The organism is Gelidibacter salicanalis (genome assembly GCF_007997285.1).
Taxonomy (GTDB): Bacteria; Bacteroidota; Bacteroidia; order Flavobacteriales; family Flavobacteriaceae; genus Gelidibacter; species Gelidibacter salicanalis.
In genome coordinates this window covers 694,382-720,918 of the sequence record NZ_VORX01000002.1, presented here as the reverse complement: position 1 = coordinate 720,918, position 26,537 = coordinate 694,382, and the positions used below count along the sequence as shown (strand labels likewise).

General features: G+C 38.3%; 23 protein-coding genes and 1 pseudogene. 15 read left to right on the top strand and 9 right to left on the bottom strand.

The genetic code is table 11. The features are described 5' to 3' along the window. Positions 1–185, top strand: a 185-nt coding sequence (locus tag ES711_RS16370) for a hypothetical protein (protein ID WP_211363053.1), incomplete at its 5' end; no start/stop codon positions are given. 75 nt (positions 186–260) lie between these two features. Here ES711_RS16370 and ES711_RS06280 read toward each other — a convergent pair. After that, positions 261–1,064 carry a DUF6503 family protein gene (locus tag ES711_RS06280; protein WP_146891490.1) on the bottom strand — a complete coding sequence of 268 codons (804 nt, stop codon included), beginning with the start codon at positions 1,062–1,064 and terminating at the stop codon, positions 261–263. A 159-nt stretch (positions 1,065–1,223) separates the two neighbouring features. Here ES711_RS06280 and ES711_RS06275 point away from each other — a divergent pair, with 159 nt between their 5' ends. The 4 genes from ES711_RS06275 to ES711_RS06260 all read left to right on the top strand — a co-directional run bounded on the left by ES711_RS06275 (position 1,224) and on the right by ES711_RS06260 (position 4,919). Next, on the top strand, positions 1,224–2,021 hold the full coding sequence (locus tag ES711_RS06275) for a TrmH family RNA methyltransferase (protein WP_146891487.1): 798 nt from the start codon (positions 1,224–1,226) through the stop codon (positions 2,019–2,021). A gap of 97 nt (positions 2,022–2,118) precedes the next feature. Then, positions 2,119–3,351, top strand: coding sequence for a M48 family metallopeptidase (locus ES711_RS06270; RefSeq protein WP_146891484.1), 1,233 nt, complete (start codon positions 2,119–2,121; stop codon positions 3,349–3,351). Positions 3,352–3,475: 124 nt separating this feature from the next. Continuing rightward, positions 3,476–4,066, top strand: a complete 591-nt coding sequence (locus tag ES711_RS06265; RefSeq protein ID WP_146891481.1) for a hypothetical protein — start codon at positions 3,476–3,478, stop codon at positions 4,064–4,066. Positions 4,067–4,076: 10 nt separating this feature from the next. Further along, positions 4,077–4,919 (top strand): SMP-30/gluconolactonase/LRE family protein, encoded by an 843-nt coding sequence (locus ES711_RS06260; protein WP_146891478.1) that lies wholly within the window; start codon positions 4,077–4,079, stop codon positions 4,917–4,919. Between the two features lie 53 nt (positions 4,920–4,972). Here the strand turns inward: ES711_RS06260 and ES711_RS06255 are convergent, their stop codons facing one another. From ES711_RS06255 to ES711_RS06240, 4 genes are all read right to left on the bottom strand, one after another. Next, positions 4,973–5,944, bottom strand: a complete 972-nt coding sequence (locus tag ES711_RS06255; RefSeq protein WP_146891475.1) for a hypothetical protein — start codon at positions 5,942–5,944, stop codon at positions 4,973–4,975. A gap of 154 nt (positions 5,945–6,098) precedes the next feature. Further along, the gene (locus ES711_RS06250; protein WP_246139129.1) at positions 6,099–7,010 is read right to left on the bottom strand and encodes a lipid A deacylase LpxR family protein; all 912 of its coding nucleotides are present in this window, start codon (positions 7,008–7,010) and stop codon (positions 6,099–6,101) included. Positions 7,011–7,103: 93 nt separating this feature from the next. Next, the gene (locus ES711_RS06245; RefSeq protein WP_211363052.1) at positions 7,104–7,877 is read right to left on the bottom strand and encodes a TIGR03915 family putative DNA repair protein; all 774 of its coding nucleotides are present in this window, start codon (positions 7,875–7,877) and stop codon (positions 7,104–7,106) included. 6 nt (positions 7,878–7,883) lie between these two features. Then, on the bottom strand, positions 7,884–9,146 hold the full coding sequence (locus tag ES711_RS06240) for a putative DNA modification/repair radical SAM protein (RefSeq protein ID WP_146891467.1): 1,263 nt from the start codon (positions 9,144–9,146) through the stop codon (positions 7,884–7,886). 192 nt (positions 9,147–9,338) lie between these two features. Between ES711_RS06240 and ES711_RS06235 the strand changes: the two genes are divergently transcribed. The 10 genes from ES711_RS06235 (at position 9,339) to ES711_RS06190 (ending at position 22,940) form a co-directional block, all read left to right on the top strand. Continuing rightward, the gene (locus ES711_RS06235) at positions 9,339–11,543 is read left to right on the top strand and encodes a RelA/SpoT family protein (protein WP_146891465.1); all 2,205 of its coding nucleotides are present in this window, start codon (positions 9,339–9,341) and stop codon (positions 11,541–11,543) included. Between the two features lie 26 nt (positions 11,544–11,569). Continuing rightward, complete coding sequence (locus tag ES711_RS06230; RefSeq protein WP_146891462.1) at positions 11,570–12,031, top strand: Fur family transcriptional regulator; 462 nt, start codon at positions 11,570–11,572, stop codon at positions 12,029–12,031. Positions 12,032–12,033: 2 nt separating this feature from the next. Next, positions 12,034–13,305, top strand: coding sequence for an adenylosuccinate synthase (locus tag ES711_RS06225; RefSeq protein ID WP_146891460.1), 1,272 nt, complete (start codon positions 12,034–12,036; stop codon positions 13,303–13,305). Between the two features lie 112 nt (positions 13,306–13,417). Next, entirely contained in the window at positions 13,418–15,226 is a 1,809-nt protein-coding gene (locus tag ES711_RS06220; RefSeq protein ID WP_246139128.1) for an OstA-like protein, read from the top strand. 1 nt (position 15,227) lies between these two features. Beyond that, positions 15,228–16,415, top strand: a complete 1,188-nt coding sequence (locus ES711_RS06215) for an aspartate aminotransferase family protein (protein WP_146891457.1) — start codon at positions 15,228–15,230, stop codon at positions 16,413–16,415. Between the two features lie 163 nt (positions 16,416–16,578). Next, entirely contained in the window at positions 16,579–17,991 is a 1,413-nt protein-coding gene (locus tag ES711_RS06210) for a tetratricopeptide repeat protein (protein WP_146891454.1), read from the top strand. Positions 17,992–18,031: 40 nt separating this feature from the next. Then, on the top strand, positions 18,032–19,042 hold the full coding sequence (locus ES711_RS06205; RefSeq protein ID WP_146891452.1) for a DUF368 domain-containing protein: 1,011 nt from the start codon (positions 18,032–18,034) through the stop codon (positions 19,040–19,042). Next, the gene (locus ES711_RS06200) at positions 19,043–20,062 is read left to right on the top strand and encodes a DUF368 domain-containing protein (RefSeq protein ID WP_146891449.1); all 1,020 of its coding nucleotides are present in this window, start codon (positions 19,043–19,045) and stop codon (positions 20,060–20,062) included. Beyond that, entirely contained in the window at positions 20,031–20,786 is a 756-nt protein-coding gene (locus ES711_RS06195; protein ID WP_146891446.1) for a shikimate dehydrogenase family protein, read from the top strand. Before ES711_RS06200 ends, ES711_RS06195 begins: the two co-directional genes overlap by 32 nt. Positions 20,787–20,882: 96 nt before the next feature. Next, positions 20,883–22,940 carry a DUF349 domain-containing protein gene (locus ES711_RS06190; protein ID WP_146891443.1) on the top strand — a complete coding sequence of 686 codons (2,058 nt, stop codon included), beginning with the start codon at positions 20,883–20,885 and terminating at the stop codon, positions 22,938–22,940. Positions 22,941–23,459: 519 nt separating this feature from the next. On the opposite strand, the gene mazG is transcribed toward ES711_RS06190, so the two are convergent. The 4 genes and pseudogenes from mazG to ruvX form a co-directional block, all read right to left on the bottom strand. Beyond that, positions 23,460–24,236, bottom strand: coding sequence for a nucleoside triphosphate pyrophosphohydrolase (gene mazG / locus ES711_RS06185; protein WP_146891441.1), 777 nt, complete (start codon positions 24,234–24,236; stop codon positions 23,460–23,462). 609 nt (positions 24,237–24,845) lie between these two features. After that, a pseudogene (locus tag ES711_RS06180) lies at positions 24,846–25,256 on the bottom strand (DUF5606 family protein); the annotation flags it as partial. Positions 25,257–25,324: 68 nt separating this feature from the next. Continuing rightward, on the bottom strand, positions 25,325–25,915 hold the full coding sequence (gene def / locus ES711_RS06175) for a peptide deformylase (protein ID WP_146891435.1): 591 nt from the start codon (positions 25,913–25,915) through the stop codon (positions 25,325–25,327). Between the two features lie 80 nt (positions 25,916–25,995). Continuing rightward, positions 25,996–26,406 (bottom strand): Holliday junction resolvase RuvX, encoded by a 411-nt coding sequence (gene ruvX / locus ES711_RS06170; protein WP_146891433.1) that lies wholly within the window; start codon positions 26,404–26,406, stop codon positions 25,996–25,998. Positions 26,407–26,537 lie beyond the last annotated feature (131 nt).

Sequence of the window (26,537 nt, the reverse complement as noted above, 5' to 3'; positions counted from 1 at the left end):
GGAATCCCAAAACATTTTATCAATTAAAGCAATACGTAAAAAAAGCAGTAATTAATTATAATGAAAAAAGAGTCCACAGACACTTACCTAAAATGAGTCCTAATACTTTTCAAAATTATTGGAACGATTTAACACCAGATAATAGACCAATGATCACTATTTTTAACAATGAAATTAATAACTAAAAACGGTCAACTCTAATCAGGGACATTCAGCGGTCTCACTTCTAACTTCTAACTTCTCACTTCTAACTTCACCCCTCACTGCACCAACTCCCCACCTTCAGGTCTGCCAAAAACTCTCATATCCATTTTAACCGTAGTCAACATCGGGCTTACAAATTTTACTTCATTTTTCACGGTTGTCGGTTGGTTATTTTCAGAATTATACCATACCATAGCTTCTGGTAATGACAAGCCTTCAACGTCTTGCCAATTGCTATAGTTTATAAAATGATAATCCTTAGCTTTTTCGTTTTTCCCAAAGGTTACCGTGTAGGCCAACCAAGCCATTTTATGGGTATCGGCGTCATAATACAATATATATTCATCATCCGGTGAGGCACCGATACCACTTTCATAAGAAATTTTGATTCCAGGATAGGTCTTCCCATCAAACACTAAAGGCTCAGCATCGGCATACATAATACCGTCATCAGCCAACACAAAAGGCATCGCATAAAAATAGAACATCAAGTTGTAGTAAAATTTCGGATTGCCTTCATATTTTGCTTTATCCAAGTTTTTCAACCAAAGCACCTCGCCATCAAAACCAATGGTGTGTTTTGGCATTTCAATGAGGGAGAATCGCTCTTTTAAATCGGTTGTGGTAATTTCATAACCGCCTGGTTTTTCAACAGAAAACTCCAAAGTAGCCATCTCATTCCAAGTGTCGAGTCCGCCGTGGGCATCAAAGATCTTGGTCATATTTTCAGGATAGGCGTTGGTAGTCACATCCAATTCTTCTTCAGTGTAAGGCTCAGCTTCAGGTTTTGTTTCTGTATTTTTATCTTTACAAGACACCATAACCGCAAGCATCAAGAATAAATAGAGGATTTTTTTCATAAATATGAATTGGTTAAAATTTAAAGTTTGTGAATAGCTATGATCAAAATTACCAAAAATAATAAGTAGCCAAATCGCAATTCTACGTTCAATTTTCATGGAACCTGCTATTCTTAGCGCTTATTCAGTAAATTTGTGCTAGCAAAATACTACTTATCTGTGAATAAAGAAATAACAAGCGTCCAAAACACTTATATCAAAACCTTAGTTCAGCTAAAGGAAAAATCGAGGGATCGTAAAAAATCAGGATTGTTTTTAATAGAAGGTGCGCGCGAAATCAGTTTGGCCCTAAAGGGAAATTATCACATTGATACCGTTTTATATGTACCTGAATTATTTTCTGAAGCACAGCTAGATGGCCTATCCGTACCTTCAAATTCGATTATAGAAATCTCAAAGGAAGTGTACCAAAAATTGGCTCATCGAGATACCACTGAAGGAATTATTGCCGTGGCCAAAATCAAATCTCACGATTTGGAAAACATCACATTTAAATCGAAGCAACCCTTAATTTTGGTGGCGGAAGCTCCTGAAAAACCGGGCAATATTGGTGCAATTTTAAGAACTGCAGATGCTGCTAACGTGGATGCAGTAATTATTGCCAATCCCAAAACCGATTTATATAATCCTAATATTATCCGCAGCAGCGTAGGATGCGTGTTTACCAATCAAATTGCTACAGGTTCAACGGAGGAGATCATTTCGTTTTTAAAAGAACAACAGATCGCGATTTACTGTGCCGCTCTGCAAGCATCTGAAGTGTATACTAGTCAAGATTTTAAGACCGCCACCGCAATTGTGATGGGCACCGAAGCGACAGGATTGAGTGATGCCTGGTTGCAAAATTCCACCCAAAATATCATCATCCCAATGCAAGGGGAAATTGACAGTATGAATGTTTCAGTGGCTGCAGGCATTTTAATTTTTGAGGCTAAAAGACAACGAAATTTTAAGTAGCAATCCTGCCAACCGAAACTGCCAACTGAATACTGAAAACTGCCAACTGAATACTGAATACTGAATTCTGAATTCTGCCAACTGAATACTAAAACCCATGACTGCCACCACCCTTTTCTATATCATCATTGCCGTAATCATCCTCGATTTTATTGTCGATAAAATTTTGGATGCTTTGAACGCCGCACATTATAATGATCCCATCCCAGCGGAACTGACCGATGTGTATGACGAAGAAGCATATATAAAATCGCAGCGGTACAAAGCCACTAATTACAAGTTTGGCGTCATTACCTCAACATTTTCATTGGTATTAACTTTAGCCTTTTTGCTGTTAGACGGTTTTGAATTTGTTGACACTATCGCCAGGAGTTATAGTGATAACAGTATCGTTATTGCTTTCATTTTCTTCGGCATCATCATGTTGGGGAGTGACCTGCTCACCACGCCGTTCTCCTATTACCAAACCTTTGTGATTGAGGAACGTTTTGGATTTAACAAAACCTCAAAAAAAACCTTTCTACTCGATAAATTGAAAGGATTAGTAATGATGGGCATTATTGGCGGCGGACTACTAGCCGTTATCATATGGTTCTATGAAGTTACTGGAACTAATTTCTGGCTATACGCCTGGGCACTCGTGGCAGTATTTAGCATTTTTGCCAATTTGTTTTACGCGCGACTCATCGTCCCGTTATTTAATAAGCAAACACCTTTGGAAGCTGGAGTCTTAAGAGAAAAAATTTCGGCTTACGCGAATTCCGTTGGTTTTAATTTGGATAAAATATTTGTGATTGATGGTTCCAAACGCAGCACCAAAGCTAATGCCTATTTTTCGGGATTTGGCAGTGAAAAACGCGTGACGCTCTACGATACCTTAGTTAAAGATTTAGATAATGAAGAAATTGTAGCGGTGTTGGCGCATGAAGTGGGACACTACAAAAAAAAACATATCATTTTTAATATGGTGGCGTCCTTGTTACTTACTGGACTTACATTATATATTCTTTCCATATTTATATCGAACCCATTATTATCTAATGCGCTTGGAGTGGCTATTCCGAGTTTTCATGTCGGCTTGATTGCTTTCGGATTGCTTTACTCGCCCATTTCAGAGCTGACGGGGTTTGTGATGAACCATTTCTCACGCAAATTTGAATACCAAGCTGATGATTACGCTAAAAACACTTACAAAAGCGAACCTTTGGTGAGTTCCTTGAAAAAGCTATCAAAAAACAGTTTGAGCAACTTGACCCCACATCCGGCCTACGTATGGGTGCACTATTCACATCCAACGCTATTGGAGCGGATTAGGAATTTAAGAACATAATTTGAGATCTGGTCATCGTTTATTCAGCTATCTTATCTAATACGGCCTAGGAACCTATACAAAAAATTCCACTCTAGTACCCAAAAATATCGTATCTTAAGCAGTCATTTAAAAATTGAAACTTATGAAAAATCTAATGTTGCTATCGTTTGTATTGTGTTTTGGAATCGCCATAGGCCAAACCAAGATTCCATCAGCAGAAAGTCAAATAAAAACCGCGTTATATGCCAGTCCTGAGATGTATCAAGACGGCGCAAAAGTGTTGGGCTACAATGAAAAAGGCGAACTCGTTACCCTGCGGGAAGGCAACAATGGTCTAATTTGTATCGCTAACAGCCCAAAGAGAAATGGCGTCATGGTATCTTGTTATAGTGATAAATTGGAAACCTATATGGCTAGAGGTCGTGAGTTGGCCGATAGTGGAAAAAATGAAGCTGAAAAACGGGAGCTACGCAAACAAGACATTGACGCTGGCACCTTAATAATGCCTAAAGAGCCTGCTGCAGCTTATATGGTTACTGCTACGAAAGAAGATTATGATTTTGAAACTGGCGCATTGACAAACAGCAAAATGAGATATGTTCTCTACAAACCCTATATGTCTGGCGCAGAAACTGGACTGCCAACCAAACCTAGCGCCCCAGGAATGCCATGGTTAATGGATGCTGACACCCACCGCTCTCATATTATGATTACTCCTGCCGACAACAATTAGAATCTATCCTATGAAATATTTTACGATCCTATGCCTTTCTGCAATGTTGATGGGGTGCGCCACTGGCTACCACAGCAAAGAATTTACCAAGGAAGGAAGTTTTACATCAGGAATTGAAGGCCCTGCGACAGATGACCAAGGCACTATTTATGCGGTCAATTATAAAGAGCAAGGCACCATTGGTAAAATTACCCCAACTGGCGAAAGCACGGTATTTGTTACTTTACCTAACGGCAGTATTGGAAACGGCATTCGCTTTGGCCAGCAGCACCAGATGTTTGTGGCGGACTACGTCAATCATAATATTTTAGAAATTGATATGAGTTCTAAACATATCGAAGTTTATGCGCATGAACCAACGGCCAATCAACCTAATGATATTGCTATTGCGCCTGATGACACCATTTATGCAAGTGACCCAAATTGGGCCGATAATACTGGCAAGATCTGGAAGGTAACCAAAGAAAATGGCTTTAAATTATTAGAAGACAACATGGGTACCACAAACGGTATTGAAGTGAGTCCGGACGGCAAAAAATTATACGTCAATGAGTCCGTGCAACGCAAAATTTGGGTGTATGATATTGATGAAGATGGGATGATCAAAAACAAGAAAGAGTTCATGTCTTTTGCAGATTTTGGCTTGGATGGGATGCGTTGTGATCGAGAGGGGAATCTTTACGTGACGCGTTACGACAAAGGCACCGTCGTCGTCTTATCACCAACCGGAAAGGTACTAAAGGAATACCGATTGAAAGGGCAAAAACCTTCTAATTTGACCTTTAGTCCAGATTACAAAACTATTTACGTCACCCTTGCCGACAAGGGTAATATTGAAGTGATCCGACTTTAATTAAAATCATATTTTAAAGGAGTCCTCTGTGTTTACAACCATAAAAAACGTTTCTAAAATGGAAGCGCTATAGTTTCTGGATTCACAAATTCTTTAGTATACGGATTTTCCAAGAAGCTTAATGTCGGGCGTTGCGGTTGAAGAATATCGTCTTTAGTAATCCCGTAAACACCCCAGTAATTCGACAAGAGTTGCGCATAGATATCCTCATTCCAGAATCCGAAAAGCGGTTCTTTTTCTTCTTTTACGGCTATGCTGATGAGATCAACATTATATTCAACAAGGTATTTAGGGCTGTATTGCAATATATAGTCGGAATAATGAAATCTAGCGTATAATTCTTCAAACTGTACGGGGTGCAACACGTGACCTTCAATTTTCTCCAGCACTTCTGTATGCTTCGCTTTAATGACACCATTATCTTGTAAGCAGGCTACAAATCCAAAGCCGTTTACCCCAAACGAAAACATTAAATTAATGGCATCATCGCGATAACTAAAAATATCTGCCGAATATTTTAGAGGAAACACCACAATACTCCACGGTTTTTTACCTTCAAAGCTAATCGGTTCTATAATAGACTGTAACATGAGATGAAAATTGCTAAACCGCTCCTGCAATGCCGGAGAAAGCTCAAATTCCTCACCTGTCTTAAGAAGTCGGTTTCTCTCATAGACCATTTCGTAATATAACAAACCATACACCATTCTGCCCGTCCACTGAAAAATCAGAAGTTCATCAAGTGCAGCCATCCCTTCATAACCGTGTTCATAGGCCGCCTTAATTTTGATATCTATGGCGTCGAAGGCTTGTTTAACTTTAAGTGAACACGGCAATTCTAAATCTTCATAATTGTACGATTTTTCCTTATCCATCATTTCAATACGTTCATCACCAAAATTAAAATGATCCATCAGCCATTTTGGAAAAACCGACATTTTTTCAGTCGTTAAAGCGCCGGAAAGAAAGCAAAAATGCGGATCAAAAATAAGGTCAGTAAAAGGATTATAGAGTGTTTGAGACATCACTTGCGAAGAAATTAGTTGATAATTCCCGCAAAGTTAGCCATAAACTTATGGTACACTACAACTATTGAAGAGAAATTAACCCAAAAAAGCATGTAAAATTTTAAATTAAAGTAGAATTACAACCCTTAGGTTTACTTTACGGAGAAGGAAATTAAAACGTAAATCCAATTTTTACGCCACCCCAACCAGATGCTTCTCCTGATTCAAATTCTTTAGAAAGGTATGATCGAGTATATTCAAAATATAGTGAGCGGGTTTGCAGTATGACTCCGAAGTTAAGCTGCCCCGTAACCCGATTTATCTCGCTTGATTCAATAACATATGGGCTGCTCCTGTTAAACACCCCGCCTTGTAGTGTAGCGTCATATCCAACGATAGAAATAGAAGGCTGGGCAAAAGCATATAATTTAAAAGCACGATCACCGTTGACAGCAAAAGGGTTGTTTAAAATTCCAAAGACACTATTCATTCCTACGGATGCATTGGTAAATAATGTGCCAAGATTCGCTGAAGCAAGGCCTTGTAAAGACCATAAATTCCGATATCTAAAAAGTTGGATTTCATAATGAAGACCATAATTTACGACAACATCATTTTTTATTTGATGTTGCCATCCCAAGGGAATTTTATTACCTGTAGCCTTGTGAATGGCCACCTGCATTTCTTTTCCAAAAGCACCAGGACCGATCAATCCCAGACTCAAAGATGTGCTCGTGCGCGATTTGTTGACCTCATTCGTGGCAAGCACAAAACTTTTCAACAGAATTGTCGCTGAAAAAGGTCGATCACCTTTTTGGATGTCGGGACTTTCATAATGATCTGGTGTATACCCAAAATGTTCAAGGGTGAAGCCATAGCGATAGGAATTATCCTTGTGCGTAAGCAGCAGTTTGTTGATAGGGTTTTTTTCTAATATCGGCAATACCATCTCAAAACTATAGCCTTGCGTGTAGTTTCGGTCTGTAGCATTAAAATAGTCATTATCGTAATTCAATCGGAAATAGCTGTTACTGGAAATGTTTCGGAAGGAGGCCCAATGGTCTAATTTCTGAGAAAAAACCACAGTTGGACATAAAACGATTAAAAAAACAAAAATTCTCACACTTCATCTACGACAAAACCTTAGATCGGGTTTTAAAGCAGTAGTAAAAAATAATTACCGCAATTTTTCACTCAAATATTTCCAATAGCGCTTGGGCACATGCTGGACGTGCAACTTCATGTTTTTACGAGACTTTATATTAGTGCTCTCAAAATAATCTTGCCATAAGGTCTGAAATTCAAGTTCTGAAGCGGTAAAATAATCGCGATTGGTTTTAGTGGCATCAAAACCCTCGGGTAAAGACAGTTGCATAACCTCAACCTTTTCCAAATCATAATACAAACCATAACCGCGTTTTATATCGTATATAATCCATTTTTGGTCCGCATAGCGGCTTTTAAAATGTTTGGAAATTAGGGGCAGCACATCAAAATCCGGTTCTACTGTAGCAAAGTAGATGCCATCATTAGTCAGTCGGAATCGCACAAAAGCCTCCATTCTGTGTTTTTCTCGCCCGACACTTTTAGCAATTTGTGAAACTTTTAAAACGGTAGCATTAGAGAAATCGGAATCCATAGGTATTGCACTTTTAAAGGCTTGTCGTAAATAATCCAGTAGCAATACCTCAACTCCAGCCTGCTCACTTAAAAATGAACTGTACACTCTGTAACTTCCTGTTCCACTTGTTTTAGATTTGATGCCTTTCCACACCCGATCAGCCTTTTCTAAATCGGTAATAATTTCAATAGTATTACCAAACAACGATTCTTGAACGCGCTCTGGTCTTTGAAAGCTAACGGTCAGCAATTTAAGCTCAAATACATGAAAAACTGCGGTCAGAAATCCATCAAAAGTGCCGTCGTAACGGAGGATATGTTCTTCTGACATTAACATCTATCCAAACAAATTCAATTGCGGACTCAATATTTTCTGATATTTACTGGTCGAGTTTTGTAAAATAATGGATTTTAATTGCGGGGAAGTCAAATCGCGACGTTCAAAGTCTCTAGAATCGCACACTAAAAAATATTTTGCTCTATTCAGGGCTACACCCATACGTTTTAAATGGTCCCAATTTAATTTTCTGAATTGTCGGGCCTGCAGAATTTTATAGACTGATTTCATCCCTAATCCAGGAATACGCGCCACCATAAATTTATCAGCTTTGTTCACATCAATCGGGAAATGTTCCATATTTCGTAAAGCCCATCCTAACTTAGGATCAACGTCTAAATCGAGATTTTGATGCTCGTTATTTAGTATTTCGTGCACTTCAAAACCGTAAAAACGCATTAACCAATCTGTTTGATACAATCGATTTTCACGCAACATGGGCACATCGGTACCTATTTGTGGCAAACGCGAATCGTAGCTAATAGGAATATATCCAGAATAATACACTCGTTTTAGATTGAATTTTTTATAAAAATAATTGGAAGTCCACATAATCTGTTGGTCACTCTCCCCGGTCGCCCCAATAATCATTTGGGTACTCTGACCTGCGGGTGCAAATTTTGGAGTGCTTTTAATGATTTTTCGTTCCGATTGGTATTGAATGATTTCATTTTTTACCTTGACCATCGGTTTTATAAAATCCTCCCGATTCTTTTCCGGCGCCAGTAATTTCAAGCCTTCCTTGGTGGGGATTTCAATATTTACGCTCAGACGATCCGCGTACAATCCTGCTTCTTTCATCAACTCATCAGAAGCTCCCGGAATGGATTTTAAATGGATATAACCATTAAAATTTTCTTCCAAACGGAGTTTCTTCGCCACTGCCACCAAGCGCTCCATAGTATAATCGGCACTTTTAAAAATTCCAGAACTTAAAAATAAGCCTTCAATATAATTCCTACGGTAAAAATTGATGGTCAAGTCCACTACTTCCTGCACCTGAAAAGCAGCCCTTTTGATGTCATTACTCTTTCGAGTTACGCAATAAGCGCAATCAAAAATGCAATAATTGGTCAGTAGAATTTTTAGTAAGGACACACAGCGGCCATCTTCAGTATAGGAATGGCAAATGCCCATGCCCGTAGCATCACCTAAACCTTTGCTGGCATTACTGCGTTTACTGCCACTGGAGGCACAGGATACATCGTATTTAGCTGCGTCAGCAAGTATTTTTAATTTTTCTTGGGTGCGTTCAAAAGACATAGAGGGAAACAGGCGTGGGAACTTTAATTATTTTGGATAAAATTACACTGAATCAGGCATTTCATTTAACAAAATAGATGTAAATATTGACCTAAAAAGTTCATCTGCTGATAATTCTCCTCAACTTATTCGAGACTGTCAAAATTTCTAAAAAATAGTGTCAATTCCCTTTCTTTGTCTTACTTTTATTTTATGACAGAAGTTGATATCGAAAAGGAAAATGCTGCAATTGCCAAAGCCTACAAACAGTTACTCAAGGTAAGTTATCAAACACTTAGCATTGATGATAAGAAACTGATACGGAAAGCTTTTGATATGGCTGTGGAGGCGCACAAAGATCAGCGCCGCAAATCAGGAGAAGCCTATATATTCCACCCCATTGCAGTGGCTAAAATTGTGGCCCAAGAAATTGGGTTGGATGCCACCTGTATTGCCGCGGCTTTATTGCACGATGTTGTGGAGGATAACCCTGACTACACATTAAACTATATTGAACAAACCTTTGGTAAAACAGTCTCCCGAATTGTGGACGGATTGACCAAAATCTCCTCGTTGAGCAAAGAAACTGACGTCTCGACGCAAGCAGAGAATTTTAGGAAGATGCTGTTGACCTTAAATGATGACGTGCGGGTGATCATCATCAAAATTGCGGACCGTCTTCACAATATGCAGACCATGGATTCCATGCGGGCGGACAAGCAGGAAAAAATCGCCTCGGAAACTTTATACATCTATGCGCCTTTAGCACACAGGATCGGACTGTACAATATCAAAAGTGAGCTTGAAGATTTGGGGCTTAAATATACTGAGCCTGAGGTATATCATGAAATTCACAATAAAATAAAAGAAAGCAAGGAAGAACAAGATATTTATATCAAGGCGTTTTCTCAAGTTATCGTGGATTCTTTGGATAAGGAAGGCTTGTCCTACACTATTAAGGGCCGTCCAAAATCCATTTATTCCATTAGACGGAAAATGCTGAAACAAGGTGTTTCTTTTGATGAAGTCTACGATAAATTTGCGGTCCGGATCATTTATAAATCTGATTTTGCGAATGAAAAATTTCTGGCCTGGAAAATTTATTCCATCGTTACCGATCATTTTATTCCCAACCCTATCCGATTACGCGATTGGATTTCTTCGCCTAAATCGACAGGATACGAAGCGTTGCACATCACCGTCATGGGGCCAAAAGGCCGCTGGGTAGAAGTGCAAATCAGGAGTGAACGGATGAATGAGATTGCGGAGAAAGGCTACGCCGCACACTATAAATACAAGCAGGGCAATGCTGAAGATGCTTTGGACACGTGGATTGACAAACTCCAGGAAGCTTTGGAAAGCAATGAGACGAATGCCGTAGACTTTGTAGAACAGTTTAAGCTTAATTTATATTCCAAAGAAATATATGTGTTTTCACCTAAAGGCGATCTAAAATCATTGCCTAAAGGTGCTACCCCACTCGATTTTGCATTTAGCATCCACACAGAAATTGGCATGAAAACCAGAGGCGCCAAAGTGAACGGCAAATTGGTGCCGCTCAGTCATGAGCTTCAAAGTGGCGATCAGGTTGAAATATTGACATCTGAGAACATACGACCGAATAGCAACTGGTTAGATTATGCAACAACCGCCCGAGCGCGCGGAAAAATTAAATCGTCTTTAAAAGACGAAAAGAAAGTTGTTGCCGAAGAAGGCAAGGAAATTTTACGTAGAAAATTAAAGCAACTTAAAATTGCTCTAGATGAAAAATCCATCAATGAAATGGTGGTTTTTTTCAAGCTTAAAACGAGTTTAGACTTATTTTACCGCGTGGGCATTGGCTCTATTGACAACCCAATGCTCAAGGATTTTGCCTCCTCGCGCAGCAATGCGTTTATGAGTTATATTAAGAGTAAAATCCGTAAGCCAACGGTGGTCCAAAATATCGATAAGGATGAAATTACCGCCAAATATGACAGCTTGGTGTTTGGTAAGGAAGAAGAGAAGTTAGACTACAAACTTTCAGCCTGCTGCAACCCCATTCCGGGAGATGAGGTCTTCGGGTTTTTAACAATTAATGAGGGCATCAAAATTCATAAAAAGAATTGCCCTAACGCCTTGAGCCTACAATCTAACTACGCCTATCGGATTATGCAGGCCAAGTGGATCGACTCTTCACAACAGGAATTCGCGGCACAAATAACCTTGTCTGGTATTGACAACATGGGCTTGGTCAATAACATCACAAAAGTGATTTCTTCCAACATGCACGTTAACATGAAAAGTATTAGTTTTCAAAGTGATGACGGCATATTCTCTGGTAAAATCAACGTTATTGTAAAGAATAGCACTATGCTTAAAAAACTCATGGAGAATCTAAAAAAAATTAACGGGATTGATAAGGTTTCAAGAGTTTAAATAGTGTAAATTTGCCAACGTAAATTATGAGCTCAAAAACAAAACATAACAATCAGGAAATAGTTAAAAACGTGTTTACCACATTTTTGGAAAGTAAAGGGCACCGTAAAACCCCTGAACGCTATGCTATTCTGCAAGAAATTTATGATAGCGAAGAGCATTTTGATATAGAATCTCTCTACATCAAAATGAAAAACAAAAACTATCGGGTGAGCCGCGCAACACTTTACAATACCATTGAATTGTTATTGGAATGTGCACTCGTACGCAAGCACCAGTTTGGTCAGAATCAGGCTCATTATGAAAAGTCCTATTTTGACAAACAACACGATCACGTCATCTTAACAGATACTGGAGAAGTTATCGAATTCTGTGATCCTAGGATCCAATCTATCAAAAAAACGATTGAAGAAGTGTTCGATATTTCCATCTCCAACCACTCACTATATTTTTACGGAACAAAGAACGAACAACCTAAAGAATCTTAAAAATGGCAGTAGATTTACTACTAGGATTACAATGGGGCGACGAAGGCAAAGGAAAAATTGTCGATGTCCTGACCTCTAACTACAATATTATTGCACGCTTCCAGGGCGGTCCAAATGCGGGGCATACTTTGGTCTTTAACGGCAAAAAGCACGTGCTACACACCATCCCTTCTGGTATTTTCCACGAAGGCAAAATTAATCTTGTTGGCAATGGTGTCGTAATAGATCCTGTCATTTTCAACAAAGAGCTCGACAAACTTGCAGAGCAAGGTGTGGATTATAGAAAATCGTTATTGATTTCTCGTAAAGCACACATCATTTTACCAACACACCGTTTGCTCGACGCGGCAAGCGAAGCTTCTAAGGGAAAAGCTAAAATTGGCTCCACTTTAAAAGGAATTGGACCAACTTACATGGATAAAACCGGAAGAAATGGTCTTAGAGTTGGCGATATAGAAATGGCCGATTGGAAAGACAAATACCGCGCGCTCGCTGACAAGCATGAAGCGATGATTGCGTTCTATAACGTAGACATCCAATATGATTTAAAGGAACTTGAAACCGAATTTTTTAAATCGATAGACGTTTTAAAAACTTTGACTTTTATAGATTCTGAAGAATATTTACACCAAGCTCAAAAAGACGGCAAGTCTATTTTGGCTGAAGGCGCTCAGGGTTCATTATTAGATATTGATTTTGGAACCTATCCATTTGTAACCTCATCCAACACCACCGCTGCTGGCGCGTGTACAGGCCTAGGCATTGCACCAAATAAAATTGGCGATGTCTACGGTATTTTTAAAGCGTACACTACGCGTGTTGGTTCAGGACCATTCCCAACCGAATTATTTGATGAAGTTGGAGAAACAATGGGTCGCGTAGGTAATGAATTTGGTGCTACCACAGGGCGTTCACGCAGATGTGGCTGGTTAGATTTAGTTGCTTTACGTTATGCTTGTCAAGTAAATGGCGTTACCAAACTAATTATGATGAAAAGCGATGTGCTTTCAGGCTTTAAAACCTTAAAAGTATGTACGGCTTATAATTATAAAGGGGAAGAAATTCAGCATTTCCCGTACAGCATTGAACCAGAAAACCTCACTCCTATTTACACCGAATTTAAAGGGTGGAATGAAGATTTGACGGGAATGACTGATGCTGCAGATATGCCACAACCTTTAGTAGACTATATTGAGTTTCTAGAAAAAGAACTTGAAACTCCAATAACTATAGTCTCAGTTGGTCCGGATAGAAAACAGACCATTATTAGATAATTATCTTAAACGAACCTGCTCAATTATCTTGATCAGGTTCGTTCATTTTCTTCATTTGGCGGCACATAAACTTATGTTAATGCAAAATAATGCTTAAATTAAAGAGTTACTTTTGAAAATCATTTGTCACACATTGAGAGCATTATACCTTTTTACAGTCTTATTTTTAAGCATCCAGCTTTCAGCATCTGCCCAAACGGAAAAGTTAAAAAAAATCAGGGTTGAATATGCGGGCTTTGTCGATTCCGACAGTTTAAGGGGACCGGGAGTTTCGGTTTTTACCCGAGATAATACCCAACAAGTCCACTTTACTCATGAGGGTATCAACATGTATTGCGATCAAGCGATTTATTACGAAAAGGAAGATTTTATTGAAGCTTATAGCAATGTCGTGATGCAACAGGGTGATACCATTACGATGACCGCTAAATATGCGGAATACAGCGGCAAGACCCAATTAGCTTTTGCCAGTGGCGATGTAGTACTCACGGAGCCACAGTCCGTTTTAACCACAGATACGCTACATTTTGACCGCGTTAAACAACAAGCCTATTATCGCACCAAAGGGAAAGTCGTCAGAGATTCGTCAGGCACCATTACTAGTCAAATTGGTCGGTATTATATGAACAGTAAAAAATACCAATTTGTTCAAAATGTGGTTTTGGTCAATCCGCAATACACCCTAAACACCAATCAACTCGATTTTTATACTGAAACTGGATTTGCCTATCTCTATGGCCCATCGACCATTGTTGGTGAAAACAATACTATTTATGCCGAGCGCGGGTTTTACGACACTAATAATGACACCGGCTATTTTGTAAAAAACTCAAAAATCAATTATCAAAATCGGATTTTTGAGGGTGACAGCATGTATTTTGATAGAAAAATCAGCTTTGCTTCGGCTACGAATAATATCAAAGTAACGGATACCATAAACAATAGCGTCGCAAGGGGCCACTACGCCGAAATTTGGCGCGCAAAGGATTCCGTGTTTATCACGAAACGCGCTTTGGCGATTACCGTTCAGGAAAAAGATTCCATTTACATGCATAGCGATACCTTAATGGTAACGGGGAAACCCGAACATCGGATTACTAGAGCCTATTACAATGCTAAAATATTTAAAAGTGATTTGAGCGGAAAGGCGGATTCCATTCACGCCGACCATAAGGCAGGATTGACGCAACTCATCAATTTAAAGCGATTTTCTAATACGGATGCCTTTACAGTCAAACGCAGGCCCATTCTCTGGAATTTGGATAATCAAATGACCGGAGACACGATTCATCTCATTTCCAATCCTAAAACAGAACAACTCGATTCCCTAGTCGTTTTTAACGATGCTTTTCTCATCAGTAAGGACACTCTTGGCGATGGCTATAATCAAATAAAAGGTTTAAGACTTATCGGACTTTTTAGAGATAATGACCTCTATAATGTAGACATCATAAAAAATGCGGAAGTCATCAATTATTCCCGAGATGACAATCAGGAATTGATCGGTATTAATAAATCAAAATCGGGGAAAATCAATCTTAAGATTGAAGAAGGATATAAAATCATTACCTTGATTGACCAAGTGGATGGCGACATTTATCCGGAATCTAAATTTCCTGAAAATGCTAGAAAAATGCGTGGCTTTGACTGGCGCGGAGAAGAACGACCTATGAGTGTGGAGGATTTATTCAGTGAGGATCCACCATTAGTACTACCGATCATAAAAGGTTTGGGGGAATATGTACCGCAAGAAGAATTCTTTGATGAAGCCTTATTGCAACGCGTTGAAGATGCCACACCAAAAGACACAAAAAAGGATGCTACTCAAAAAGCATCTCGTAATATTCCGAAGGAGGCACTGCAAAAAGCAGATTCTACTAAGGCAAAACCGGTACAATCATTAAAGAAAAAGGACAATTGATATGACTAGCGATTTTTTATTGTACCAAGCGCAAACCACCCCACATCCTTTAGCTATGGAAGTATCCCACGCTGAAGGCTGTTATATTTACGACACCAACAACAAAGCATATCTCGATTTTGTTGCGGGCGTTTCGGCCTGCAGCTTAGGACATAGACATCCTAAAGTGGTCAAGGCTATTAAAAATCAATTGGACAAATACATGCACGTGATGGTGTATGGCGAATATATTCAACAACCCGCAGTAGAGTTGGCCAAACTCTTAGCGGAACACTTACCAAAATCTTTAGAATGTACCTATTTGGTCAATTCGGGCACTGAAGCGATTGAAGGCGCTTTAAAATTGGCAAGACGGGCAACAGGAAGAAGCCAAATTATTGCAGCAAACCACGCCTACCACGGTAATACCATGGGATCTATGAGTGTGATGGGCTACGAAGAGCGCAAACAGGCATTCAGACCATTAATTCCTGATGTGCATTTTATTACCTATAATAACACTGAAGATTTAAAGCAAATCACCTATAAAACGGCTGCCGTCATCCTAGAAACCATCCAAGGTGGTGCAGGATTTATTGAGCCAAAATCCAATTATTTAACTAAAGTTAGAACGCGCTGCGATGAAGTTGGCGCTCTCCTTATATTAGATGAAGTACAACCAGGAATAGGACGTACAGGTAAACTCTTTGGCTTTGAGCATTACAACTGTATTCCTGATATTTTAGTGACGGGAAAAGGACTTGGAGGCGGAATGCCTATTGGCGCCTTTACAGCATCAAGATCGATGATGCAGACCTTGCAAGAATTTCCGAAATTAGGACACATTACCACTTTTGGTGGCCACCCTGTAATTGCTGCAGCGGCCCTGGCAACAGTTAAGGAAATTACGGAAAGTAATTTGATGGCTGAAGCCTTAGAAAAAGAAGTTCTTTTTAGATCGCTTTTGGTACACCCTTTGATTACAGAGATAAGGGGACGCGGATTGATGTTGACAGCTATAACTCCCTCAGCAGAGCTTGCAACGGAACTTATTTTAAAGGCACAAGGCAAAGGATTGATCTTGTTTTGGTTGCTTTTTGAGACTAAAGCCATCCGGTTAACCCCACCTTTAACCATTACAAAAGAAGAAATTACCAAAGGTTGCAAAATTATCCTTGAAATATTGGACGAAATTTCTTCCAAATATTAAAGATGAATAATGCTTGAACGCCTTTACCAATTAGCCTTTCGGCTACACCATTACCCACTGATTTTTAGAGCTGTTAATTAATTTGTTGAAAACATTCAGCTTAAAAATCACAATTCTCTAATGATAACGTTACATTTAATTCAACGAACAAAACAAAGTGCTTATGGAGTTCAGTCAACATGACGAAGACAATAACTATTCGCTAACAAAATTTGAGTCGATGCTAAAAACAAACAATGTGTTGTTTTTTGATTCAAATGAGTTTGAAAATATCATCCAATTCTATTTTGAAAATGGCCGCATGGCACTTGCAAAAAAAGCCATCAAATTAGGACTGGAGCAGCACCCCTCATCCATTGTTTTAAGACTTTTTCAGGTAGAAATTTACATTCTTGAAGACAAATTACCGCAAGCTGAAAAACTATTGGACGAATTGTACATTTTAGAGCCTTCCAACGAAGAGATCTACATTCAAAAAGCAAGCATCTTATCAAAGCGGGACCAACACGAAAAAGCGATTGATACGCTTAAAATTGCCTTAAAATTATCTGATGCTGATGAAGAGGATGCTGATTTATATGCCCTAATCGGGATGGAATATCTTTTTATGGATCAATTTGAAAATGCCAAGACCTACTTTATTAAGTGCTTGGAATTGGATATGGAAGATTATTCGGCCTTGTACAACATCATCTATTGTTTTGAATTTTTAGACTTGAATGAGGAAGCTATCGATTTCCTCAATCACTATTTAGATAAAAACCCGTATTGTGAAGTGGCTTGGCATCAATTAGGGAAACAGTATGCTACCTTAAAAGATTATCCCAAAGCCCTGTCCGCTTTTGAATTCGCCATCATTTCTGACGACACTTTTGTTGGTGCTTATCTTGAAAAAGGTAAGGTTTTGGAGAAAATGAAAAAATACGAGGAAGCGATTGAAAATTACAACGTGACCTTGGCCTTAGATGAGCCTACTTCATTCGCGCTATTGCGCATTGGCAACTGCTACGAAAAATTGGGATCAGATGACTTAGCGGTGCAGTATTATTTCAAGACCGTTCACGAAGATCCATTATTAGATAAAGGTTGGATTTCTATCACAAGATTTTACAATAAAAAGAAAGATTATCAAAAAGCGTTGTATTATATCAACAAAGCTATAAGTATAGATGCAGAAAATGTGCGCTATTGGAAATTGTATGCGCAAATCAATCATCGTTTAAATTTTATTGAAGAAGCTGAACGTGGTTACAAAAAGACATTAGATCTTGGCAATTATGAATTGGATACTTGGCTGGCCAGGACTGATGCACTTATTAAACTAGGAGAGTATGAGGCTTCAGCGCTTAACCTGATTCAAGCTGCAGAATTTTATCCAGAAAATGCAGAGATAGAATACCGACTGGCTGGAATCTATTTTACGTTGTTCGAAAATGAAAAAGGACAGTACCATTTAAAAAACGGTCTGTTGATTGATGAGGATTATAATTTTATTCTTCAGGAATTATTTCCTTTAATTGCGGACCATCAAATGGTGGTCAAGATTATTTCAAATTCCAAAAAAACGTCCAAGTAAATTTATATATCTTTACGTTTCTTATCTGTAAAATTTAACAATGCAAAGACGTTTATCAGATTACCTATTCATTACATTGAAAGGCATTGCAATGGGTGCAGCAGATGCTGTCCCAGGAGTTTCAGGCGGTACCATCGCATTTATCTCTGGAATCTATGAAGAGTTGATCACTACCATAAGTGGTGTCAACCTAGATTTATTAAAAACCTTTAGAAAAAGTGGGTTTGCAGCCTTTTGGACACAATTAAACGGAAATTTCTTGTTGGCACTTTTAACAGGAATCATTATCAGTTTTGTATCTTTTATGAGGCTTGCAAAATTTTTAATTGAGCAACATCCGGTGCTCATTTGGTCCTTCTTTTTTGGGCTGATTGTAGCAAGTATCTTTTTTGTGGGCAAACAGATCAAAGTTTGGAACCTAGGCACGATTGCAGCTCTAATTTTTGGCACTGTAGCTGCCTTTTACATTACTACCCTGCCGTCTATGGCAAATAATGACAGTTCAATATTTTTATTTTTTGCAGGAGCTTTAGCCATTTGCGCCATGATTTTACCCGGAATTTCAGGTTCTTTTATTCTGGTCATTTTAGGCGCCTATAAAACGCTAAGTGATGCCTTATACGCTTTCGACTTAAAAAAAATAGCAATTTTTGCCGTTGGAGCGCTGATCGGTTTACTGAGTTTCAGCAGAATTTTAAAATGGTTGTTCAACAATTATAAAAACACAACCTTGGCGGTATTAACAGGCTTTATATTTGGGTCCTTGAACAAGATTTGGCCTTGGAAGGAAACCCTTACTGTTTTTGAAAAAGCAACGGGAGCAAGAACGTCCATCGACACTATTTCCGATTTTGGTACCATTGAGGTCTATCAACGGCAAATCAATGATTTTGATACCTTTAAGATGATTTCAGATAAGAGCATCCTGCCGTTTCGCTATTCAGAAATTAATAATGGCATAGATCCTCAAATAACCTTTGCAATTGGATTGATGATTGTTGGATTTTTAACTATCTTCATTCTCGAAAAAGTAGGCTCCAAAACTCGGTAAATGCAAAGCACCAGAACCTTTACAGATAGACTTTTCTTAGTCATAAAGGGCTTGGCCATGGGTGCAGCAAATAAAGTTCCTGGCGTTTCTGGAGGTGTGGTAGCCTTTGTGGCTGGATTCTACGAAGAGTTTATTTATTCATTGCAAAAAGTTAATAAAACCGCCTTCAAACTCTTGTTTAATGGTCGTTTTAAAAGCTTCTTCCACTATATTAACGGTAAGTTTTTAAGCTTACTTTTTTTAGGGATGATCATCAGTTACTTTAGCATTTCTAAAGTGCTCGATTATTTTTTGGTTCATTCGGAGCTTTATGTTTGGAGCCTTTTCTTCGGACTAATCATTGGCTCCATTTATTATATCAACAAAGATTTTAACGACTGGAATTACAAGACCATCACTGCGTTGGTTATCGGAATTGTTTTGGGCGTAGGCATCAGCTTCCTCGACCCTGCTCGAGAAAATGACAATTTATTATTTGTTTTCTTCTGCGGAATTATCAGCGTTTCGGGCATGACCTTACCAGGATTTTCAGGCTCATTTATTCTGATCTTACTAGGCAATTATGTGCTTTTATTGGTGGATTCTGTCAATGCCCTTTCAGATACCTTTTACGAAATTATTGTAGGCGATTTTAGTGTTTTTCAAAATTCGGCGCGCATTAGGTTATTAAAGGTGCTGATTATTTTCACCATAGGATCGGTCACTGGTTTAGTCACGTTTTCACATATGCTGAGCTATATATTAAAGCATTACAAAAGCATTACCACTGCATCTATCATTGGATTTATTGTGGGATCATTAGGAGTGGTGTGGCCCTGGAAAAAAACCATTTACAGAATGGCTGCCGACGGGAATTATATCTTCGATTCCACGGGCAAAAAAGTAGTCTCTAATTACGAGCGCTTCATTCCTGAGTTGCATAACGAAACTTATGTGGCCGTTGGTTATATCATAATTGGAATTGTAATTGTTTTAGCATTAGAATGGTATGGACACAAAACAAGAAAAGTCAAGGCCTAAATTTGGGCTTGTCGGCAAAAATATCGATTACTCATTTTCAAGAGCCCATTTTACGGCCAAGTTTGAAAAAGAGCAGTTGCCTTATGCTTACGTGAATTTTGATATTGAGAGCATAGCGGAATTTCCGGAAATTCTGATGCAGGATGATTTGAGAGGTTTAAACGTTACAATTCCCTACAAAGAGCAAGTCATCCCGTTTATAGATAAACTTCATAAAACGGCTTCTGAGATTGGTGCCGTCAATACTATCAAATTCTTGGTCTCTGGACAAACAAAGGGATATAATACAGATTATTATGGATTTAAAAAATCGATCGCACCTTTTTTAAAACCCCATCATAAGAACGCCTTAATTTTGGGCACGGGCGGCGCTTCTAAAGCAATTGCCTACGCATTACAAAAACTTGGGATTAGTTTTGCGTATGTTTCTAGAACACCTCATATAAAAGCAAAGTATATATACACGGATTTGACCGACGCTATTATAACCAGTCACACCCTCATCATCAATTGTACACCGGTGGGCACGCATCCTAATGTGAATCAATGCCCGGATATTCCATATGACGGCATCACCAAGGACCATTTACTATTCGATCTTATATATAATCCTATTCAAACTAAATTTTTAATCTGTGGAGAAATTAAGGGTGCAACCACGTGCAATGGCGCCAAGATGCTGGAGTATCAGGCGGAGAAAGCATGGCAAATTTGGAACAAATAAGCTAAATAGCCTAAAATCAAGTTTCTCTTTTGTAATCTAAGGGCTAGTTAGTATATTTACTTTTTAACAACAGCATAAACTTTAATCATTACGACAATGTCAGAGAAAGATAACCTGCCCAGTGCAGATGGAAACGAGGAATTAAAAGGAGAGGCTATCACTACTGATCACACAGGAACTGAAAACCAAAACACTATCAAAAACGACACCTCTTCAACAGAGGAGCCTGAATCTTCAAATCCTGTTGAAGAACAACCTGTAAGCGATGCATCCCAAGAGACGGTAGAAAACGCCGAAACTCCTATTGAGTCGGAAACTGCAATCCCTAAAACTTCATACGAGGCACCTGTCCAAAAGAAAGATGCGCACGTCGATGAAATTGAGGAGTCTAATGCTGAAGATGCTGAAGATGAAGGCAATGTTGAGCGTCATTCCTTAGAAGAAAAGGACTACCATGCGATGACTATGGAACAGTTGGTAGATGAATTTGAAGGTTTACTGAAAAGCAAAAAAGTACAAACCATAAAATCTCATATTGAGGAGATTAAAACGGAGTTTAACTCAAAGTTTTCAGAAATTCTTGAAGAAAAGAAAGAAGAATTTATCAGCGAAGGGGGCAGCGAGATTGATTTCTTTTACTCCAGTCCGTTAAAAAAGCGCTTCAATGCGCTTTATAAAGACTATAAAAACAGCCTGACCGCCTATTATAAGACTTTAGAGACCAATCTGAAATCGAATTTAGAGAACAGATTGCGCATTATTGAAGACATAAAAGGACTGATCAATGTTGAAGAAAACATCAACACGACTTATAAACACTTCAAAGATCTACAGGAAGAATGGCGCATTGCTGGTCCAATTCCTAGAGATAAATACAATAATGCATGGAACACTTACCACCATCATGTGGAGATTTTCTATGACTTTTTACATCTTAATCGCGATTTGCGCGATATGGACTTTAAACACAATCTCGATCAGAAATTGAAAATCATTGATCGTGCTGAGGAATTAGCACAAGATGACAATTCGAATAGAGCGTTTAGAGAATTACAGGTACTTCATAAAATGTGGAAAGAAGACTTAGGTCCTGTAGATAAAGAACACCGTGAGGCTATTTGGGAACGTTTTAGCAATGCTACCAAAACTATTCATGATAAGAGACAAGCGTATTATGTTGATGTCGACAAAGCGCATGAAGCGAATTTGGAGAAAAAAGAAGCCATTATTGCCAAAATTGAAGCCATTGCACAAGATGACTTGAGTTCTCACCAGGCATGGCAAAATAAAATTAAGGTAATAGAAGACTTACGCAAAGAGTTTTTTAATGCCGGTAAAGTTCCGATTAAGGTAAATGAAGCCACTTGGGCTAAATTTAAAAGCGCAGTTAGAACCTTTAATAAAAAGAAAAATTCCTTCTATAAAGGCCTAAAAAAAGATCAATACACCAATTTACAAAAGAAATTGGAATTGATCCAAACAGCAGAAGACCACAAGGACAGCGACGATTTTGACACCGTGACCCCTTTGATGAAGAAAATTCAGAATGAATGGAAGGCCATTGGTCATGTGCCAAGAAAAGATAGTGACAAGATTTGGAAGCGCTTTAAAGCCGCTTGTAATCATTATTTTGACAAGCTGAATGCAGAACGCAATGCGGCCAATAAAGGTCAGGTTGAAGCTTTTGACAAGAAGACGAAAATGCTTGATGAGCTTAAAGATCTGCAGTTAAGTGGAACTCCTGAAGCGGATTTGGAGATGATTAAGCAAAAAACTGAAGAGTGGAATGCCTTAGGTCCAGTGCCACAGAACAAGCGCTTTATTGAAGGAAAATTCAATAAAACCTTGGATGGTTTGTTCAATGATTTAAAATTAGATAAGTCAGAAGTTGAAATGATCAAGTTTGAAAACAAATTGGAACATCTTTCTCAACCGGACGACACGCGATTATTAGATAACGAACACCATTTTATCCGTAAAAAAATTGATGAAGTCCGTGGGGAAATCAACCAGTTGGAAAACAATCTTCAATTTTTCTCAAATATTGACAAGACCAATCCATTGGTGAAAGATGTTTTAAACAACATTGAGAACCACAAGGAAAATCTGGCGGTTTGGGAAGAGAAATTTAAAAAACTGAAAGAATTGTATTAACCATAACTTGTCAATTCATTGTTGTCTGATAAAGAATCAAGACCGCTGCGCTGTTAGAATAAAGAATTAAGACTTGTTTGCAACTAACTGACAAACAACGATCATTTAAATTAAAATAGCACATTTCCTCTCGGTAGAAACAGTTTCTAAAATGCAAGGTCTCATTTCGGAAATCTTCTAATGTCCCTTGCTTTAAATGAGTTTGTTTATTTATTGTTTATTTTTATCGGACACTAATGATTTCAAATAACTAAAAAGTCCCAATTTTTCACTTAGAAAAATTGGGACTTTTTTATGGACATTTGTGAATTTTAAAATACGAAAGGTCTTAAAAAATCAAATCCTATCTGTTTACACAGATAGGATTTTGACCCCTAACTAAACTAAATTTTTAATCTTAATTAATACCGCTTAAAATATAACTAAGACTACCTACTTATGATTATGAAACTAAGAAAGTTCCATTATAAAATATATACGAGCGTAAGACGGTCTTGGATTACGGGTTTGCAAAAAAAATTAAACTTTTTTTGCTTCTTCCCAAAAAACATCCATTTCATCCAAAGTCATCTCTGATAAAGGAACGTTGATTTCCCGCGACTTAACCTCCAAATACTGAAATCTCTTGATGAATTTTTTGTTGGTACGTTCTAAGGCATTTTCAGGATTTATTTTTAAAAATCGCGCATAATTAATGATTGAGAACAAAACATCGCCCAACTCACTTTCCATTTTATCAGCATCGCCCTTGGCAACCTCCACTTTTAATTCAGCCAGCTCCTCCTCTACTTTCTCGTACACTTGTTCAGGATGTTCCCAATCAAAACCAACCCCAGCTACTTTATCTTGAATGCGATTGGCCTTTACCATGGCCGGCAAGCTTTTGGGCACACCCTGCAGCACACTCGTCTTACCTTTTTCCTTGAGTTTAATCTGCTCCCAGTTGCGTTTCACGTCCTCCTCATTTTCGACCTTTACGTCGCCATAAATATGCGGGTGTCGCTCCACTAACTTATCACAAATGCTCACGCAGACGTCAGCTATATCAAAAGCCTTATGTTCACTAGCTATGCGCGCATAAAAAACAATGTGTAAGAGCACATCTCCCAGCTCCTTTTTAACTTCATCAAGATCTTTATCTAAAATGGCATCCCCTAGCTCATAAACCTCTTCTATAGTCAAATGCCTGAGCGTTTCCATAGTTTGTTTCTTATCCCATGGGCATTGCTCGCGCAATTCGTCCATAATAGTCAGCAATCGGTCAAAGGCTAGTAGTTGTTCTTGTCTGCGTGTCATATGGTGCTTTTTTATAGATTTCAAAATTACGAAAATCGGTACTGCTCGCGAATTAAATAGTAGAATAAGATTCAGGGATCAAAAACAATTGTTGTGGGATTTTGAGATTAGGTATACATTGGGTTGAATTCCAACAGTTGGAGATTTATAAGCCCTTACATTCCATTCCAATTTGTCATTCTGACGTTCGGAGGAATCCCATAACAAAGATGGCTCTAAGATAAAAAGATGATGTGATGTCTCATTACATGCGACATGACAAAAATTAATGTCATTCACTATCGACTTTATGGTTTTGCCATTCCGCCGTATAGGAGGCATCCCATATCAGCACCACTCCGCTTTAGGAGTCTAGAATACAATTTTGTTTAAAAGATTCTAAAAACAAATAAACCCACAATCTTCGAAAGAAAACGTGGGTTTTAAATTATAGAGAATCAATCTTAATTCTTGCTACTAATATCTTAATTCTATTTAAGTTTTTCTAGCACTAGTGTTTTTAGTTGATCCACCTTTTTTAGTGGCAGAAGCCTTCGATCCTGCATTTTTAGCGGCAGCATTTGGCTTTGCGGTAGTTTTAGATTGTGCCTCTTCAACTTTTGCCGCTGTAGATTTGTCCTCATCCACCTTATCTAGTGCATCTAATAAATCATTAGCTTGTAAGATGTTATACCATTGGATCACTTTCTTGATGTCACTTGGGTAAACACGATCTTCATCATAATCAGGTAACACTTCAAAGAAATATTCTTCAAGTTTATCTTTAGAATCTTTATGACTGATTGCTGTTTGCTTGCCATCTTCCTTTTCACGAACCTTTTTAAACACCTCACGTAAAGGCACTTCTTCAGTTAGCGTGTACATCGCAATTTCGCTTAAAACACTCACATTACTGTGAATGTTAACGGTGATACGCTTATTATCAAGCAACGATTCTGCTACAAAACCGCTACGTGTTTGGGTTACAATTTTATATAGCCCTGGTTTCCCTGCAATGGATAAAATCTTATCTAAACTCATATTCTTTATATGCTTTTTTTATTTTGACGGAGACAAATATATACCTTTGCCCTTAGGATTGTAAAAAATTAACGTTTCTTTTTCATTGCCGGAAATCGCATCTTATAATCGACGCTAATGTTCCCTTTAGAGATATTATTCAATCTACTTTTGATTAAACGCTTTTTTAAAGTTGACAGCTTATCTGTAAATAAGATGCCGTCAATATGATCATATTCATGCTGAATTACTCTCGCAACAAGGCCCTCAAATTCTTCAATATGGGTTTTAAAATTCTCATCTTGATATTGGATCTTGATTTTTGGTTTTCTAAACACATCTTCCCTTACTTCAGGAATGCTCAGACAGCCTTCATTAAAAGCCCATTCATCTCCAGTTTCTTCAAGAATTTCAGCGTTTATAAACGTGCGCTTAAAACCTTCTAACGCTGCTTTTTCATCTGCGTTTAAATCTTCATCTTCAGAAAAAGGAGTCGTATCCATCACAAATAAACGAATGGCCAAGCCTATTTGCGGTGCAGCCAAACCAACGCCATACGCATCATACATGGTTTCATACATATTGGCAATCAGTTCTGTTAGTTTCGGATACTCAGCAGTAATTGGTTCGCCTTCCTTTCTTAAAACAGGATCGCCATAGGCCACAATAGGTAAAATCATTGATCTTTAAATTTAAGAGTGCAAAAATACAACACTTATTTAGGATTTTAGAAACTTCGATAAAATTTGTTACTCAGCAGTTACTGATTGTACAAATAACTTTGCAGGATTATGGTCGCACTAATTTCGTCAACCAAAGCTTTATTTTTACGTTGCCCTTTTTTAAGTCCGCTATCGATCATAGTCTGCACCGCCATTTTTGAGGTAAAGCGCTCATCAACACGTTTCACCGGCATTGCAGGAATAGCTTTAGTCAATTTGGTTAAAAAAGATTGGATGGACCCCTCACTTTCAGACACCTCATTATTCATCTGTTTCGGCTCTCCTACCAAAAATAATTCGACATGTTCTTTAGCAATGTACTCTTTCAAAAACGGTATCAGCTCCTTGGTGGCCACGGTGGTTAAGCCGGAAGCGATGATTTGAAGTTCATCGGTAACCGCAATGCCTGTGCGTTTTGTGCCATAATCTATTGCTAAAATTCTTGCCATATTACTTCTCCTGAAACCTAGGAGTCTTTTAATTTGTTAGTCACCACAAAGTTACCATTATTTAAAGTCTAACTCAAGCGATTGCAGCATAATTACAGATCTCTAATGTTGATTAGCGCATCTTAAAAATC